The sequence below is a fragment of the Acetobacter sp. DmW_043 genome (assembly GCF_002153485.1).
Taxonomy (GTDB): domain Bacteria; phylum Pseudomonadota; class Alphaproteobacteria; order Acetobacterales; family Acetobacteraceae; genus Acetobacter; species Acetobacter thailandicus.
The window spans coordinates 83,022-99,355 of the sequence record NZ_JOMN01000014.1; the positions used below are offsets into that span (position 1 = coordinate 83,022).

Genomic DNA, 16,334 nt, shown 5'->3' on the forward strand with positions numbered 1-16,334 from the left:
TTTAACAATACCAGAACGACAGACCTCAGTGAGCAGCAGAAGCTGCATCAATTTCAGCACGGGCTGAAAGAATCTGCGCCTGAAGGGCGTCGATACTCTGTGGATCATCGTGCTTATCAGAACGGCCCCACAATGTTGTCAGCTCTTCAAGACGGGCTGTTGCCTCATCCACTGAAATCTCTGAAACCGGGACTGCCCTGTCAGCCAGAACAGTGCAACGGTCAGCCGTAATGTCAGCAAAACCGCCTTCGACAAAAAAACGATCTGTCACAACACCGTTCTCATAAAGAGAAACTACACCGCCGCGCAGCAAAAGCATGACAGGAGCATGCTCTGGCATTGCTGCGATATCACCCTCTGCACCGGGGATGACAGCCATCTCAACTTCACGCGACACCAGAACTTTTTCAGGACTGATGATATCCAGCTGGACCGGCATGAGTGCGCTCCTTTCGAAGAACCGGTATTAAACCGATTCTTTCAGTTTTTCAGCCTTAGCAACAGCTTCCTCAATGGTACCAACCATGTAGAAAGCTGCTTCAGGAAGATGATCATACTCACCAGCACAAATCGCTTTGAACGAACGAACTGTGTCAGCAACGGCAACCAGTTTACCAGGAGCACCTGTAAAGACTTCAGCCACATGGAAAGGCTGTGACAGGAAGCGCTGAATACGACGGGCGCGTGCAACCAGACGTTTATCGTCTTCTGACAGCTCATCCATACCCAGAATAGCAATGATATCCTGCAGAGATTTATAGGTCTGCAGAATACGCTGCACTTCACGGGCAACAGCGTAATGCTCTTCACCTACGATTGAAGGATCGAGAGAACGCGATGTCGAATCGAGCGGGTCAACAGCAGGGTAGATGCCCATTTCAGCAATCGAACGGTTCAGAACGGTTGTTGCATCAAGGTGAGCAAAGGTTGCTGCAGGAGCCGGATCGGTAAGATCGTCAGCAGGAACATAAACAGCCTGAACGGATGTAATCGACCCTTTTTTGGTCGATGTAATACGTTCCTGCAGGGCACCCATCTCTGTTGCCAGAGTTGGCTGGTAACCCACAGCTGACGGAATACGACCCAGAAGCGCAGACACCTCTGAACCAGCCTGTGTGAAACGGAAGATGTTATCAACGAAGAACAGAACGTCCTGATTTTCTTCATCACGGAAATATTCCGCAAGAGTCAGGCCGGTCAGTGCAACGCGGGCACGGGCACCTGGTGGTTCGTTCATCTGACCGAACACAAGAGCCACTTTAGAGCCGTCTGTGTTGTTTTCTTCATCCAGTTTGATAACGCCGGCATCCTGCATTTCATAATACAGGTCGTTACCTTCACGGGTACGTTCACCAACACCGGCAAATACAGACACACCACCATGCGCCTTAGCAATGTTGTTGATCAGCTCCTGAATAATAACGGTTTTACCAACACCGGCACCACCGAACAGACCAACCTTACCACCTTTGAGGTACGGGCAGAGAAGGTCAACAACCTTAATGCCGGTCATCAGAATTTCAGAAGCAGCAGCCTGCTCTTCAAAAGAAGGCGCGTCACGATGAATAGGGGCGCGACGTGTTGCTTTAACCGGGCCTTTTTCGTCAATTGGCTCACCGGTAACGTTCAGAATACGGCCAAGCGTTTCAGGACCAACAGGCACAGAAATCTGCGCACCTGTGTTGATCACCTCTGCGCCACGTACCAGGCCATCTGTGGTGTCCATCGCGATGCAGCGTACTTCGTGCTCACCAATTTCCTGAGCAACTTCGAGCACAAGGGTCTGATCGCCAAGTTTAACATGAAGGGCATCAAGGATCTTTGGCAGATCACCTTCAAACTGCACGTCAACAACAGGACCTCTGATCTCGGTAACGCGGCCGGAAGCACTGTGTTCCTTGGCGGCAGAGGCCTGGGTCTGAGTTTTAGTATCCGACATAGGTCAGCTCCTGCGGGGCAAAATAAGCGGGCTCAGACAGCCTGTGCGCCCGAAATGATTTCAATCAGTTCGTTAGTAATATTGGCCTGGCGGGTCCGGTTATAAACCTGGCTCAGACTGTCGATAGAGCGACCAGCGTTACGCGTCGCATTATCCATCGCAGTCATACGGGCACCGTTCTCACCTGCGGCTGTCTCCAGCAGCGCAGCATACAGCTGCACCTGAAGGTTTTTAGGGAGAAGCCGGAACAGAAGAGTTTCTTCATCCGGCTCAAAGTCGTACAACGCCTTGTTCTCATCAGCGACAGCCGATGTCTCTGCAGCATCTTCCACAACCAGCGGCACCAGCTGCTGTTTTTGTGGAACCTGTGACATAGCATTGATGAACTTGTTGAACACGAGTTCACAGACATCAATTTCGCCGGCTTCGAGCAGAGCGTTGATTTTTACGCCCAGGCCTTCAGCGACAGAAAACGGAACATCTCCGGGAATACCCATGATCTTATCAACGATAAGATCAGAATACTCACGAGAGAAATAACTGATCGCACGACGGCCAACAGGCAGAAGTTTAACCGTTTTACCTTCAGACTGAAGACGGCGGATCAACCGCTCTGTCAGGCGATGTACGCTGGCGTTAAAACCACCACACAGGCCACGATCACTGGTCAAAGGAACGAGAAGGTGAATTTTATCCTTCCCTGTTCCTGTCAGCAGTAATGGACCACCTTCTTCCCCGACGGTCGCTCCCGCCAGTTCAGCCATCATACGACGCATAGCAGAAGCATAAGGTCTGGCAGATTCAGCACGGGCCTGAGCACGGCGCAGCTTTGCAGCTGCCACCATTTTCATAGCGCTCGTGATCTTCTTCGTAGACTTGATACTTCCGATTCTGGCGCGGAGTTCCTTAAGGGAAGCCATAACTCCTCCTGCCTCAGGCGTTGAAGTTACGGTTAAAGGCAGTGAGATATTCTGTCAGACCAGCTTCAGTTTCTTTTGAAACCTGGCGATCGTTGCGAATAGCATTCAGAATATCTTTTCCGCTGCTCTGCAGTTCAACAAGAAGTCTCTGCTCCCACTCCACAACTTTTTTGGTGTCAATTGCATCAATAAAGCCACGTGTGCCGGCAAACAGAACAACAACCTGCTCTTCAACTGTCAGCGGTGAAGACTGAGGCTGTTTAAGCAGCTCAACCAGACGCGCACCACGTGACAGCTGTTTTTGTGTGATCGGATCAAGGTCAGATGCAAACTGCGAAAAGGCAGCCATTTCGCGATACTGAGCCAGCTCCAGTTTAATTTTACCGGCAACCTGTTTCATTGCCTTGATCTGTGCAGCAGAACCAACACGAGACACAGAACCACCAACGTTCACAGCCGGGCGGATACCACGGTAGAAAAGGTCGGTTTCAAGGAAGATCTGACCATCGGTAATAGAAATTACGTTGGTCGGAATATAAGCGGCAACGTCACCAGCCTGAGTTTCAATAACCGGCAGAGCTGTCAGTGAACCACCGCCATGGCTGTCAGCCATTTTTGCAGCGCGCTCAAGCAGACGTGAGTGCAGATAGAACACGTCACCCGGATAAGCTTCACGACCTGGCGGACGACGCAGAAGCAGAGACATCTGACGATAAGCAACGGCCTGCTTAGACAGGTCATCGTAGCAGATCAGTGCGTGCATGCCGTTATCACGGAAATACTCACCCATTGCACAGGCTGCGTAAGGTGCGAGATACTGCAACGGAGCCGGATCAGAAGCCGTTGCGGCCACAACGATAGAATACTCCATCGCGCCTTTCTCTTCGAGAAGGCGAACCAGCTGCGCAACGGTAGAGCGTTTCTGACCTACAGCAACATAAATGCAGTAGAGAGATTTTTTGTCATCACCGAGATCATTAACGCTTTTCTGAGCGAGAATGGTATCAGTAAGAATTGTGGTTTTACCGGTCTGACGATCACCAATAACAAGCTCACGCTGACCACGGCCAATCGGCACCAGAGCGTCAATAGCTTTAATACCGGTCTGCATTGGCTCGCTTACAGACTGACGTGGCATAATGCCAGGAGCTTTGACCTCTGCACGACGCATTTCTACGTCAGCCAGCGGGCCTTTACCGTCAATCGGGTTACCAAGACCATCAACAACGCGACCAAGGAGCGAACGACCTGTTGGCACTTCGACAACGCTACCTGTGCGGGTAACCGTATCACCTTCGCGAATGTCAACGCAGTCACCGAAGATAACGACACCAACACTGTCGCTCTCAAGGTTAAGGGCCATACCTTTCTGGCCAACGGACGGAAACTCAACAAGCTCACCGGCCATGACATTCTGCAGGCCGTAAACACGGGCAATACCATCACCTACGGATAGTACTGTACCGGCTTCTACAACCTCAGATTCTTTGTCAAATGACGCGATCTGCTGCTTGAGGATATCCGAAATCTCTGCGGGACGGATTTCCATCACGCGGCTCCCTTCATGGCGTAATGCAAATGGAACAGGCGGGTCTGAATACTGGCATCGTAAAGCCTTGCACCCACACGCACGACGAGACCGCCGAGCAGAGAGGGGTCAACACTTTCACGCACCACCACCTGGGCGTAACCGGCTTGCGCCAGACTGAGTTTAAGCTGATCACGCTGCGCGTCGGTCAGAGCCTGAGCTGAAACAACTTCAGCCACGCTCTCACCGCGACGTGCGGCTGCCAGCTCACTAAATACCTCAAGAATGCGGCGCAGAATCGGAAGACGACGATTCGTCGTAACCACGCCTGCAAAATTCCTGATTGTCTCGCCAAACCCCTGGCTGGCAAGAACAGCGAAAATAGCTTTTTTCTGAACGGCTGTATCCAGCCTTGTGTCAGACAAAACCGTGCGCAGCGGCGCGCTCTCATCAATAAGGCGCGCAAGAGCGTCAGCCTCATCGAGCACTGTATCAAGCTGCTTCTGCTCTTCTGCAAGCTTATAAAGCGCTGTTGCGTAGCGGCCTTCCGGGCCGGTTGCAACATAAGCAGGAGAGTGTTCTGTCGTTACGCCTGAGGTCACCACGTCCTGGGGGTTCTTTCCATCTCTGCGCGCCGGCATTTCACGTTATGACTCCACTTTCGGGCCTGATGATTCAGACCATCAAGCATCTATCGGCGCGGCCTCTAGCATGAGACACCAACTCGTGCAACCAGCGTAACCCTCAGATCTTACACTTTTTGCAGGCTTCACGCTCGAAATCACGTATCCGCTTCCCCTGAAAAGCTCTGTTTCTCTGGCTCAGCGGGCAGAACAAACTTAAAAGCCACACACAACAGCAGAAAACCCGACAATAAAGCCGCGGCGTTAAAAAACCCATTTTTTAACAGATATGGGATTCGGCTAAATTTTGAGGATTCTGGAGCGGACGGAGGGAATCGAACCCTCCTCGGTAGCTTGGAAGGCTACAGCATTACCACTATGCTACGCCCGCGCTCCTAGAGCACTCCATACTCCCAAAATATATCTCTTAGCAACCCCCTGACCATTCTTTTTGCCGTTATAGCATGTATTAACAGCTGGCGTGATTTTTCCTCTTGACTTTATGTCGAGAAAATATTTTCTTCCGGCGTCCGCCAGACGTTAACGGCTCTGGTCATATAACCCGCTAGCGGTTATAGTACCTGGGGTCGGACACGTTTGTTGCGGCCATTTTGCAGGGGTGTAGCTCAATTGGCTAGAGTGCCGGTCTCCAAAACCGGAGGTTGTGGGTTCGAGACCCTCCACCCCTGCCATTTCGTCCTGAACGAAAGCTGATCTGTCAGAGACAGCCTTTGGTCAGTGCAAAAGGTTCAGTTTTTAGGTTATCTGCTTTGTTCCCGTTTGTGAAACGGGCCGGATAACGTGAAGAGAGGAAGTAACGTGTCGGTCAGTCCCGGTAAGTTTCTGCGTGAAGTACGTGCCGAGGCCAAACGGATTACCTGGCCCACACGACGTGCTACTCTGGTTACAACAGGTGCGGTTCTGGCTATGGCCAGCCTGGCATCGTTATTCTTTTTCGCCGTGGATCAGCTGATTGGTCTTGGTATGCGTCAATTATTCGGGCTGGGAGGCTGAGGAAGCGACATGGCCAAACGCTGGTATGTGGTCCACGTCTATTCGGGCTTCGAAAGAAAAATAGCTGAGCACATTCGTGAGCAGGCTGAGCAAAAAGGCCTGTCTGACCATATTGACGAAATTCTGGTCCCTTCAGAAGAAGTGATCGAAGTGCGTCGTGGTCAGAAAGTAAGCGCAGAACGTAAGTTCTTCCCTGGCTATGTGCTCGTTAAAATGGAAATGACCGACGAATCCTGGCATCTTGTTAAGGATACACCAAAGGTCACAGGCTTTCTGGGTAACAGAAATCGTCCTTCCCCTATCTCTGCCGCTGAAGCAGAACGGATTATCAACCAGACCAAAGAAGGCCTTGAGCACCCTCGCTCTGCTGTCACTTTTGAGGTTGGTGAGCAGATCCGCGTTGCTGATGGTCCCTTTACTTCTTTCAATGGTGTTATTGAAGAAGTCGACGAAGAGAAAGCACGCCTCAAGGTCAGTGTTTCTATCTTTGGCCGCCTTACACCGGTTGATCTGGAATATAATCAGGTCGAAAAACTCTGAACCTGATCTGATCATTCTATCAGTTTCTCAAACCAGGAAGACATTTTGTCCTCCTGGTTTTTTTATGCTCACCTGATAGCTGACAAGGCCTGCCCTCTCAGGAATGAGAGGGAGGGGTGAAGCCAAAAATACGCCCGTAAAAAGCAACTTCTTCAGCCAGAGCGATCCGCAGCGTGCTCTCCTGACGAAAACCATGCCCCTCACCCGGAAACTCGTGAAGAAAACAGGGTGTACCAGCTTCTTTCAGTGCTGCTTCCATTGCATAAGCCTGTGCGGGCGGTACTACTTTATCCTCTGCTCCCTGCAACAACAGCACGGGACTACGAATTTTTGCTGCTACAGTCAGCGGTGAACGCTCGATATAGGCCGATTCGGCTTCAGGCCAGGGACCGATCAGACCATCAAGATAGCGTGCCTCAAATTTATGCGTTTCTGCCGCCAGAGCCCGTAAATCTGTCACACCATAAAGGCTGACTCCTCCGGCAAACAATGATGACGTCGCCAGCGCCACCAGCACAGTCATACCCCCGGCGCTTGAACCACGAATACTGATACGATCCGGGTCAATTTTGCCTGTCGTGCACATAAACTGACATGCGGCAATGCAGTCTGCCACATCAACTACGCCCCATGCGCCCTTAAGGCGTTCACGCCAGGAGCGGCCAAACCCGGTTGATCCACCATAATTCACGTCTAGCACGGCAAACCCGCGTGAGGTCCACCACTGAATTTTAAAAGAAAATCCCTCCTGCGCCCTGGCGGTTGGTCCGCCATGCACAAGCACAATCATAGGTGGGCGCTCCCCTTCAGGCACTGAGGCCTGGCTGCTGGCAGGAGGATAGAAAAATGCATGCCCCACAGGCTCTCCACCGGCTTCGAGCGGAAAACGAACTGTTTGCGCGACTGAAATATCTTCGGGTGCCAGAGTAAGTGACGCCGCACACCGTAGCCTGTGCTGTACTCCCTTAGCAATAGTACCCACAACTACAGCCGGCAATGCGTCAGAAGCCACCTCAAGCCAGGCATATCGTCCGTCACTCAGCATTAACGGGCACTGCTCGGGTGACGCACTGACAGTCCTGCTCTGACCATCAGGAGCTATGAAAACACAGCGTGAACTCCCGTTCTGCACTACCAGAGCGAGAACCCCTCCATCAGGCAGAAGCTGGTAGCTACGCTGGCCAAATACCCAGGCAGGCTGACCAATCTCCCCCTCAGGCACCGGGCATCTGGTCAGTAATGTTTGTGCGACTCGGGTTTCTGCCTCCCATAAAGTCCAGGCACCCTCTCTGTCAGAAAGAACGTATAAGCGGCCATCTTTTGTCCAGCACGGTTCAAGAAGCGACTCGGGGGCACCATTTCCTGCCAGGATTTTTTCGTCACCTAACCCTGTCACATATCCATTTTCATCACGCAGCAGGCTTGCATAACAAAGTTGCGTTGCATCCCAGGGCATATCGGGGTGGTGCCACTCAATCCAGACGAGAAAACGTCCATCAGGTGAAAGAGAAGGCGATGAAAGAAAATCAGGCCCTTCCCGCAGCACAACCTCAACCGGAGGAGCGCTGTCAGGAGTAAAGTTATCAGGGACAGAGAAAGCAACCAGGGCTGCCTTTGGCTCACCCTCAGCGCGATGATCTTCTCTGACAGCAAACAACACTGTACCATCAGACGAGAAGCGCAGGTCAGCATAACGCAGCCCGTCACAACGACTCAGGCATATCGCTTCACCAACACACCCAGCGGGCTGTAACCAGAGAAAGTCTGTGCGCTTTTCAGAGAAAGCAATAACACCCTTACACACGGCATAGGGTGCGCCACCATATTCATGAACACGCGTGCCAACATCATAAGAAGCACCCAGTGCATCTGAAATACCCTGCTCATCCTGCCAGCAGCACAGAACTGTTCGTCCTTTTTCTGAAGGACGACGCTCAAGCCAGTAAACTGAAGTGCCATCGACACTAACCTCTGACAGTGCCAGAGCCTTGCCAGCAACCAGATCTACCGTAACCGGAGAGGGCCATGTGCCACACGGCAAAGGTTTCTGATGTGCCTTTTTAAGCAGGGCTTTCGGTAAATCAGACATTCCGTCTCCTCTCATGATACAAAAATCTGCTTAATTTATCACAGCCGGGCACCGTATTTCATAAGGAAACGTACTCTTTCTTACGCTCAGGCTTGACACTCAGCCAGCAAAACAGTTCCTGCTACCTCACCTTATATTAACAAATAATAACGGACCTCAGACCCTGTTACACTCTCTGCACTCTTTTTTCTCTGCTGAACATCTGAGCAGCCTTTTGTTACAGTATGGCTATGGTGCAATTGGCGTCGTTGTCATGCTTGAAAGCATGGGGTTACCTTTACCGGCAGAAACTCTGCTGATTGGTTCAGCTCTGTTTTGTGCAACCACACATAAACTCAGCATAGCCGGTGTCATGATTGCAGGAGTCACCGGCGCCATTATGGGTGACAATTTTGGTTATCTGATTGGCCGCCGGCTTGGGCTGAAACTTTTACAAAAACACGGCCCGAAAATCGGTCTGACCTCAGAGCGGCTTTTGCTGGGGCGTTACGTATTTTTTCAGTATGGCGGCCCGGTCGTATTTCTTGGGCGTTTTGTTGCTGTGCTGCGCATGTTTGTAGCTTTGCTGGCTGGTGCCAATCACATGCCATGGCATACCTTTCTTTGGTATAATGCGCTGGGTGGCGTATGCTGGGCAGGGGGATACACCCTTTGCACTTATCTTCTGGGTAACGAAATTTTCAAACTTTCCGGCCCTCTCGCTATTGTTGCGGGCTGTTGTGCCGTCATCGTAATCGGCACATCGTTTCTGTTTCTCAAGAAGAATGAAAAACGTCTGACGGAGGAAGCCTTGAAAGCAGCTGAACAAAACGAACATCTGCGGATTCCATCCGCATGAGTGTCTGGCATAAATGGTCTGTCACCTCCAGACAGCCTTCTCTGAGCGGGCGCGTTGCGCTGGTCACAGGGGGCAACAGTGGTCTCGGGTTTGAAACAGCCTGTGGCCTGGCAAAAAGAGGAGCAAAACTCCTGCTGCCGGTACGCAACCCAGCAAAAGGGGAAGAGGCTCTTAAAGCTTTATCTCAGCGTTGTCCTGGTGTTCAGGCACAGCTATTACAGCTTGACCTTGCGTCTCTCGCTTCTGTCAAAGCCTGTGCTGATTCTGTGTTTAACCACACTGAGCAGCTCGATTTTTTAATTAATAATGCCGGTGTCATGGCTCCCCCGCGCAGGCAGGAAACACTGGACGGATTTGAGCTGCAGTTCGGAACTAACCATCTGGGGCATTTTGCTCTGACAAGCCACCTGCGCCCGCTGCTTCAGGCTGCCAGAGGAGGCGGTACCGTTGTAACTGTCGCCAGCCTGGCCGCTCACAAAACGCATATTCATTTTGATGACCTGCAGTTTCGTCATCACTACAGCCCATTCACAGCCTATCAGCAAAGTAAGCTGGCAAACCTGCTGTTTGCCCGCGAACTTGCCCGCAAAGCCGGAGAGGCAGGCTGGGCACTGCATTCCCGCGCAGCACATCCGGGCTGGTCTTCAACTTCAATCATTGCCAATGGTCCGGCAGCTTCTACGCCCCCGGCTCTGAGTATACTGCAACGCACTGCCGGTGGTGCTGTGCTTCGCCTTATGGGGCAGTCAGCCGCACGCGGTGCCGAGGCCTCGCTTTATGCCGCCCTCTCTCCCGATGCCTGCGATGGTGATTATTATGGCCCGCAGGGCTCTCAGGAGCGACGCGGCCAGCCAGGGCCAGCCCGCGTGCCGGCCGAAGCACGCAAAACCAGTACAGCTGAACGGCTGTGGGATGTTTCCGAGCGCCTTACCGGCGTGGCATGGTAATTTTTTTACGGCCGCCATCTTTTGGCGGCCCGCGACGCTCACGGCTACTGGCTGTGCGGGTATGACTGTGCTGGCGCAGCACAGTTTCAATCCAATCATTCAGTTTCCGTGTCGTTTCCTCGGCCTCTTCCCGTTCAGGATAAAAATCAGGGAAGCGCAACGCCAGCCACCGCCAGGCCACAAGCCTTTTATGACGTTTTTCTGCACGCTCAAGCTCTTCACGCCCGGCGCGCTCACCCGGAACCAGATGCCCCGTGCCAGGAGGATGCACACGCCGCCCGGCAGCATGGTCAGCAGCCCAGCCAATAAGGCGCTTAATACCATTATCACGGTCATCAACCGGGCACATGGCATAAGACCAGCGCGTTACCAGGTCGAGCCCTTCCACCCCCTCAAGGGCTGAAGCAATCGCAAAAGCCTGCTCCATATCTGCCAGACGATAATTCGGGTCATCTTTACGCAATACAGCCCGATGAATACGAGCCAGCACACCGTAAAGGCTGTCTGAACCAATTTCAGCCGCCACAGCCTTAATAATATCTGCATCAGGCTGCACATAAGGGCGTAAATCATCAGGAAGCTCTGCGCCGGCTTCAAGCTGACGACGCAAAAAAGCCGGGCTACCAGCACCGGCCAGCACGGCCACCTCACCCACTTCATGTTTACCATAACGCCCGGCACGGCCACCAATCTGCTTGACTTCCTGCACACGCAGGTCACGGGTCTGGCTACCATCAAATTTCTTCAGAGCCGCAAAAATAACGCGTTTGATAGAAAGATTAAGCCCCATGCCAATAGCATCAGTGGCAACCAGAATATCTGCACCGCCCGAATTAAAACGCTGTGCCTCAGCACGACGCACTTCAGGGCTGAGTGCACCATAAACTACAGCAACCCGACGACCATGCTGCATAAGCGCAGCCCGCAGATCAAGCACCTCACGACGCGAGAAAGCAATAAGGGCATCACCAGCCACAAGATCAGCCAGCCTGACCGGGTGGCCGGAGGGGTGCAGCGGGCTTTTACGCTCAAGCGTAATTTCATCCAGCGGATCACCACACAGCTCGGCAATACGACGCACCATAGGAATACAGTCAGGCGCACCAAGCACATATAAATGGCGGGCAGGTGCACCCATAATCGCAGCTGTCCATGCCGCACCACGGTCTGTGTCAAATAACATCTGTGCTTCATCAATCACAGCCACATCGACCGGATTATGAAAAGGGCACATCTCAACCGTTGCGGCCAGGTGACGACTCCCCGGCACAACAATACGCTCCTCCCCCGTTGCCAGAGAAGCCTCTACACCGCGTGATGCCAGAGCCTCGCGGAACTCATGTGCCAGCAGGCGCAGCGGTGCCAGAGCAAGGCCGCTTTCAGCCTGAGCCAACGCGTTCAGTGCAGTGTATGACTTCCCGCTGTTCGTAGGGCCGGTCACCAGCGTAATACGCCGGTTAAGCGAGCGGGCTGTACGAAAATGCGCGGCATAGCGGTCCAGAGCCGCCACGCGGGCAATCACCGAGTTGGCAACCTTACGGCCCATATCAGGCTGCACTCTGGGGCTGCCGGCAACAGGAGAACCCTGGTCACGCCACTCACTCAGCTTATCACGCAGGACAATCAGCTCAGCAGGATCAAACTCCCACCGCTCACGCCCGCCCGATTCGCTGACCTTACGCGCAACCGGCAGACGATTCTCAGCAATCCAGCGCAAAGCCTCTTTATGCGAACACCGCAGCAGACGTGGCACGTCTTTAAAAGAGACAAGACTTGCCTCCCACTCAGCAAGACGCTGCTCTTCGCTCTGACGTCTTTCCTGAGCAGTGCGCTCAATGGCATGAGCTGCCTTCTGCCTCTGAGTTTCTTCACGGCGTACCGTTTCAAGAAATGGATCGCCGTCAGGCAGACCAAACGCAACAGCAACAGCCAGCAGCAGCAGGTCAACCTGACCAGGTGATAATACCCGCCCGGTATCAAGCAGGTCAGCCTGAATCGCATCAAATGCCTTACGCGGTGTGCTGGCATAAGCACGCAGGCGCGCCTCAGCCACCGGAGCTAATGCCCGCTCAAGGGCTGCATCGTCGGCATCAGGGTCTGTCAGTGTACTGACAGCTTCTTCTATCTCATCACGGGTGACCCAGATACGACCACTGCGACGTGTCAGATCGATCAGACGGGAGATACGCTTTTTACGTCTGACAACACACAGAATCGAGCGAAAAGCTTCATCAGAAATATCACGGGCACCGGGCTCAAGAGCCCTGGCAACGCGACGCAGAATTTCAGGTTCTTCACGGGCCTCAACAGACAGCCCTGTGCGGGACATAACCTGGACAAAAGCCTCTCGGGCGGGGGACGCATACTGTTCTGATGTCATAGATCACTCATGCGTCATCCTGACGTGAGGAACAATGCCCCTGAGCTCATGCAGGCTCTTTTTTCGAAAAAACTTCATATAAAAATGCATCTCTGGGGCCACATAACGCACACGCAACGGAGAAATTACACTTTAGGACTGGCAGAAACCCGCCTCTGCCCTTAAAAACGCCGCCAGCACCGGAAAAATACGCCCCCGGATTAAAGCTCCTGTGTCATTCGGGCGTAACTGGCCAGAACGCACAGACCAGGTAACCGGGCTTTTTCTTTGATCTGTATAAACGGAGTATAAAGCGGCCATGTCTGTCACCTCATCAGAAACACTGAGCGGACCTTCTTTTGATGCCCTGCCGAAATTCTCTGCCTCTGAAGTGCCTGATGGCGTGCTGCCCGTCGAAGGTCACGAAGGCATGTGGCACCTTGCACCACCGACCAAAGAATATGCGCATCTCTACCCTGCAAAAGTTCTGACCGTTCATCACTGGACAGAGCGGCTGTTCAGCTTCACCACGACACGTGACCCGGGCCTGCGTTTTGAAAATGGTCAGTTCGCCATGATCGGGATGGAACTCAACGGCAAGCCACTGCTGCGTGCTTACTCTCTGGCTTCTCCTAACTATGAAGACGAACTTGAGTTCCTCTCCATCGCGGTTGAAGATGGTCCTCTGACATCACGCCTGCGTCACGTTAAAGTGGGCGATACTGTTCTGGTTGGCCGCAAACCAACAGGCACGCTTATTCTTGATAACCTGCGCCCTGGCCGCAACCTGTATTTCCTTTCAACCGGCACGGGCCTCGCTCCTTTCATGAGCCTGATCAAGGACCCAGCCTGCTATGAAAAATTTGACCGCGTTATTCTGACCCACACCGTGCGCGTGTCAGGCGAGCTGGCCTATGCCAACCACATTCGCCACGAGCTGCCACAGCATGAGTTCCTCGGGGAAGATATCGCCGCCAAACTGCTCTACTATCCGGCTGTAACCCGTGAAGACTTTGCCGTGACCGACCGTATCACAACACTGATCGAAAACGGGCAGATCTTCCGTGATCTCAACATTCCTGAGATCGACCCGGAGCATGACCGCGTCATGATCTGCGGGTCACCGGAAATGCTGGCTGACACCGAGGCCCTGCTTGAGGCACGCGGCTTTGACGAAGGCAACATGTCTAACCCTGGTTCTTACGTGGTTGAAAAAGCGTTCGCAGAACGCTGATAAGCTGTTTTTACCCTGCTACATCTCTGCTGCATAAGGAGCTCACACCATGCCCCACGATTTTGACCTTCTTGTTATTGGTGCCGGATCAGGCGGTGTGCGGTGTGCTCGCATAGCAGCAGGGCATGGTGCCCGTGTGGCGGTTGTTGAAAGCCGCCACTGGGGTGGCACATGCGTTAACCTGGGCTGTGTGCCCAAAAAGCTCATGGTGCAGGCCAGCGAATATGGGGCACTCGTTGACGACAGCGCAGGCTTTGGGTGGTCAAACACCCGGGGCACACACGACTGGAGCAAACTGATTGCCGCTAAAGACAAAGAGATTACACGTCTGAACGGTATCTATATCTCTATGCTCGAAAAGGCTGGCATTACCCTGTTTACGGGTCATGCCCAGTTTGAAGATGCACATACTGTGCGCATCATGCCTTCGGCCCTGGCCCCTGACGCTAAGGCGCAGGCTGTGAGCGCAAAAAAAATTATCATTGCAACAGGCTCAGAACCTGTCAGAGCCGACATTCCCGGTGCTGAGCTGGCCATTACCTCTGACGAGGCTTTCTACCTGAAAGAAAGACCCGAATCCGTCGTTATCATCGGTGGCGGTTATATTGGCCTCGAATTTGCCGGTATTTTTGCGGGCCTGGAGTCACAGGTTGACCTGGTCTACCGTCAGCCTGAACCGCTGCGCGGGTTTGATCAGGATATGCGAACGGCGGTGAAAGAGGCGGTTAACGCAAAGGGGATTCAGCAACACCCCTCCGCCTCACCGCAGGAAATCATACGAACCGGCACCGGATACGCCGTAACCCTGGATAATGGCACAACACTCAAAGCAGACTGCGTGATGTTTGCCACCGGCCGACGCCCTAAAGTTGGTAATCTGGGGCTGGAGAAAGCCGGCGTTAAAACAGAAAAAAGCGGTCGTATTATTGTCGATGATACGCAGGAGACCTCTCAGCCTGGTATTTATGCCATTGGCGATGTGACTGACCGCATTAACCTTACACCCGTTGCCATTGCTGAGGGGCACAATCTGGCCGACAGGCTGTTTGGCAAAGACCCGGCCCGTACATGGTCAATCGACACCACCCCTAAGGCTGTGTTCTTCACCCCTCCTCTGGGTTCTGTCGGACTGAGTGAGGAAGAAGCCGCACGCAATGGTGCAGTTGATATTTATCTCTCGCGTTTTACCCCCATGCGCCACACGCTGAGCGGACGCAGAGAACAGAAAACCGTTATGAAACTGGTGGTTGATCAGGCCAGCCAGAAGGTGGTCGGCGTGCATATGCTGGGCGATGATGCTGCTGAAATTATGCAGGGCTTTGCCGTTGCTGTAACTGCAGGCCTGAAAAAGATCGATTTTGACCGCACGGTTGGCATCCACCCGACCTCGGCAGAAGAGCTGGTAACCATGCGCACCCGCACGCGTGAAACACCACACACACCCTGAGTTATTCTGCCCACCCTTTTTCTTTTTTTCAGGAGCAGCAGCATGCCTCTCTCTCATAGTCATTCTGACGACACCTATGATCTGGTGCTCAAAGGTGGCAGCGTTGTGCTGCCCGATGCCACAGTTATCACCGACATCTATGTCAAAAATGGCCGTATCGCCCGTATTGGTGGCCAGGGCAAAGCTGCCCGTGTGCAGGACTGCACAGGTCTGACCGTTTTACCCGGTGTCATTGATACCCAGGTACATTTTCGTGAGCCCGGTGCGACCGAGAATGAAGACCTCGAATCTGGCAGCCGTGCTGCTGTGCTCGGCGGAGTTACCGGCGTTTTTGAAATGCCCAACACAAAACCCACCACCTCAACCCCTGAAGCCATTGCTGACAAACTCAGCCGCGCGCGTGAACGGATGTGGTGTGAGCATGCTTTTTATGTCGGGGCTACGACAGATAATGCTGATCTGTGTGGTGAGCTTGAAAAATTACCCGGCACAGCAGGCATTAAAATCTTCATGGGGTCATCAACCGGCAACCTGCTGGTGTCAGATGACAGCATTCTTGAGCGGATCATGCGTTCTGGCTCACGTCGCATTGCTATTCATGCTGAAGATGAGGAACGCCTGAAAGAACGACTCGATATTCGTGTCTCAGGTGATCCGTCCTCTCACCCTGTCTGGCGTGATGATGAAACCGCATTACGCGCCACAACCCGTGCTTTGCGTCTGGCACGTAAGACAGGCCGCAGAGTTCATATTCTGCATGTTACCACCCCGCAGGAGCTGGAACTGATTTCGCAGCATCGCGACATTGCCAGCTGTGAGCTTACCCCTCAGCATCTGACACTGGCGGGGGAAGAAA

14 protein-coding genes and 2 tRNA genes are annotated in these 16,334 nt (G+C 53.1%); 8 read left to right on the top strand and 8 right to left on the bottom strand.

Annotation, left to right across the window (positions count from 1 at the left end; all coding sequences use genetic code 11):
* Positions 1 to 25 precede the first annotated feature (25 nt).
* The 6 genes from atpC to HK11_RS05325 all read right to left on the bottom strand — a co-directional run bounded on the left by atpC (position 26) and on the right by HK11_RS05325 (position 5,401).
* Positions 26 to 439 carry an ATP synthase F1 subunit epsilon gene (gene atpC, locus HK11_RS05300; protein WP_086554305.1) on the bottom strand — a complete coding sequence of 138 codons (414 nt, stop codon included), beginning with the start codon at positions 437 to 439 and terminating at the stop codon, positions 26 to 28.
* A gap of 27 nt (positions 440 to 466) precedes the next feature.
* Complete coding sequence (atpD, locus tag HK11_RS05305) at positions 467 to 1,939, bottom strand: F0F1 ATP synthase subunit beta (protein WP_086554306.1); 1,473 nt, start codon at positions 1,937 to 1,939, stop codon at positions 467 to 469.
* Between the two features lie 32 nt (positions 1,940 to 1,971).
* Entirely contained in the window at positions 1,972 to 2,859 is an 888-nt protein-coding gene (locus HK11_RS05310) for a F0F1 ATP synthase subunit gamma (protein ID WP_086554307.1), read from the bottom strand.
* Positions 2,860 to 2,872: 13 nt separating this feature from the next.
* A complete protein-coding gene (gene atpA / locus HK11_RS05315; RefSeq protein WP_086554308.1) occupies positions 2,873 to 4,408 on the bottom strand; it encodes a F0F1 ATP synthase subunit alpha in 1,536 nt (511 codons plus the stop codon).
* Positions 4,408 to 5,028 carry a F0F1 ATP synthase subunit delta gene (locus HK11_RS05320; protein WP_086554309.1) on the bottom strand — a complete coding sequence of 207 codons (621 nt, stop codon included), beginning with the start codon at positions 5,026 to 5,028 and terminating at the stop codon, positions 4,408 to 4,410. The genes atpA and HK11_RS05320 overlap by 1 nt, the downstream gene beginning before the upstream one ends.
* A 299-nt stretch (positions 5,029 to 5,327) precedes the next feature.
* Positions 5,328 to 5,401, bottom strand: a tRNA-Gly gene (locus HK11_RS05325).
* Between the two features lie 224 nt (positions 5,402 to 5,625).
* Here HK11_RS05325 and HK11_RS05330 point away from each other — a divergent pair.
* The 3 genes from HK11_RS05330 to nusG all read left to right on the top strand — a co-directional run bounded on the left by HK11_RS05330 (position 5,626) and on the right by nusG (position 6,564).
* Positions 5,626 to 5,702 (top strand) — tRNA-Trp (locus HK11_RS05330).
* Positions 5,703 to 5,829: 127 nt separating this feature from the next.
* On the top strand, positions 5,830 to 6,024 hold the full coding sequence (gene secE, locus HK11_RS05335) for a preprotein translocase subunit SecE (RefSeq protein WP_086554310.1): 195 nt from the start codon (positions 5,830 to 5,832) through the stop codon (positions 6,022 to 6,024).
* Between the two features lie 9 nt (positions 6,025 to 6,033).
* Positions 6,034 to 6,564, top strand: a complete 531-nt coding sequence (gene nusG, locus HK11_RS05340) for a transcription termination/antitermination protein NusG (protein WP_086554311.1) — start codon at positions 6,034 to 6,036, stop codon at positions 6,562 to 6,564.
* Positions 6,565 to 6,661: 97 nt separating this feature from the next.
* Here nusG and HK11_RS05345 read toward each other — a convergent pair whose 3' ends face one another.
* Positions 6,662 to 8,653, bottom strand: a complete 1,992-nt coding sequence (locus HK11_RS05345) for a prolyl oligopeptidase family serine peptidase (RefSeq protein WP_086554312.1) — start codon at positions 8,651 to 8,653, stop codon at positions 6,662 to 6,664.
* 175 nt (positions 8,654 to 8,828) lie between these two features.
* On the opposite strand from HK11_RS05345, the gene HK11_RS05350 reads away from it, so the two are divergent.
* Positions 8,829 to 9,491 (top strand): DedA family protein, encoded by a 663-nt coding sequence (locus HK11_RS05350; protein WP_086554313.1) that lies wholly within the window; start codon positions 8,829 to 8,831, stop codon positions 9,489 to 9,491.
* The gene (locus HK11_RS05355; RefSeq protein WP_086554314.1) at positions 9,488 to 10,438 is read left to right on the top strand and encodes an SDR family oxidoreductase; all 951 of its coding nucleotides are present in this window, start codon (positions 9,488 to 9,490) and stop codon (positions 10,436 to 10,438) included. The genes HK11_RS05350 and HK11_RS05355 overlap by 4 nt, the downstream gene beginning before the upstream one ends.
* Here the strand turns inward: HK11_RS05355 and HK11_RS05360 are convergent.
* The gene (locus tag HK11_RS05360) at positions 10,419 to 12,818 is read right to left on the bottom strand and encodes a helicase-related protein (protein ID WP_086554315.1); all 2,400 of its coding nucleotides are present in this window, start codon (positions 12,816 to 12,818) and stop codon (positions 10,419 to 10,421) included. The two genes, HK11_RS05355 and HK11_RS05360, sit on opposite strands and share 20 nt — an antisense overlap.
* A 298-nt stretch (positions 12,819 to 13,116) precedes the next feature.
* On the opposite strand from HK11_RS05360, the gene HK11_RS05365 reads away from it, so the two are divergent.
* The 3 genes from HK11_RS05365 to HK11_RS05375 all read left to right on the top strand — a co-directional run.
* Positions 13,117 to 14,031: a ferredoxin--NADP reductase gene (locus HK11_RS05365; protein WP_369822918.1), complete on the top strand. Its 915-nt coding sequence runs from the start codon at positions 13,117 to 13,119 to the stop codon at positions 14,029 to 14,031.
* Between the two features lie 49 nt (positions 14,032 to 14,080).
* Positions 14,081 to 15,478 carry a glutathione-disulfide reductase gene (gene gorA / locus HK11_RS05370; RefSeq protein ID WP_086554316.1) on the top strand — a complete coding sequence of 466 codons (1,398 nt, stop codon included), beginning with the start codon at positions 14,081 to 14,083 and terminating at the stop codon, positions 15,476 to 15,478.
* Positions 15,479 to 15,520: 42 nt separating this feature from the next.
* On the top strand, positions 15,521 to 16,334 hold an 814-nt coding region (locus HK11_RS05375), incomplete at its 3' end, for an amidohydrolase family protein (RefSeq protein ID WP_143216351.1).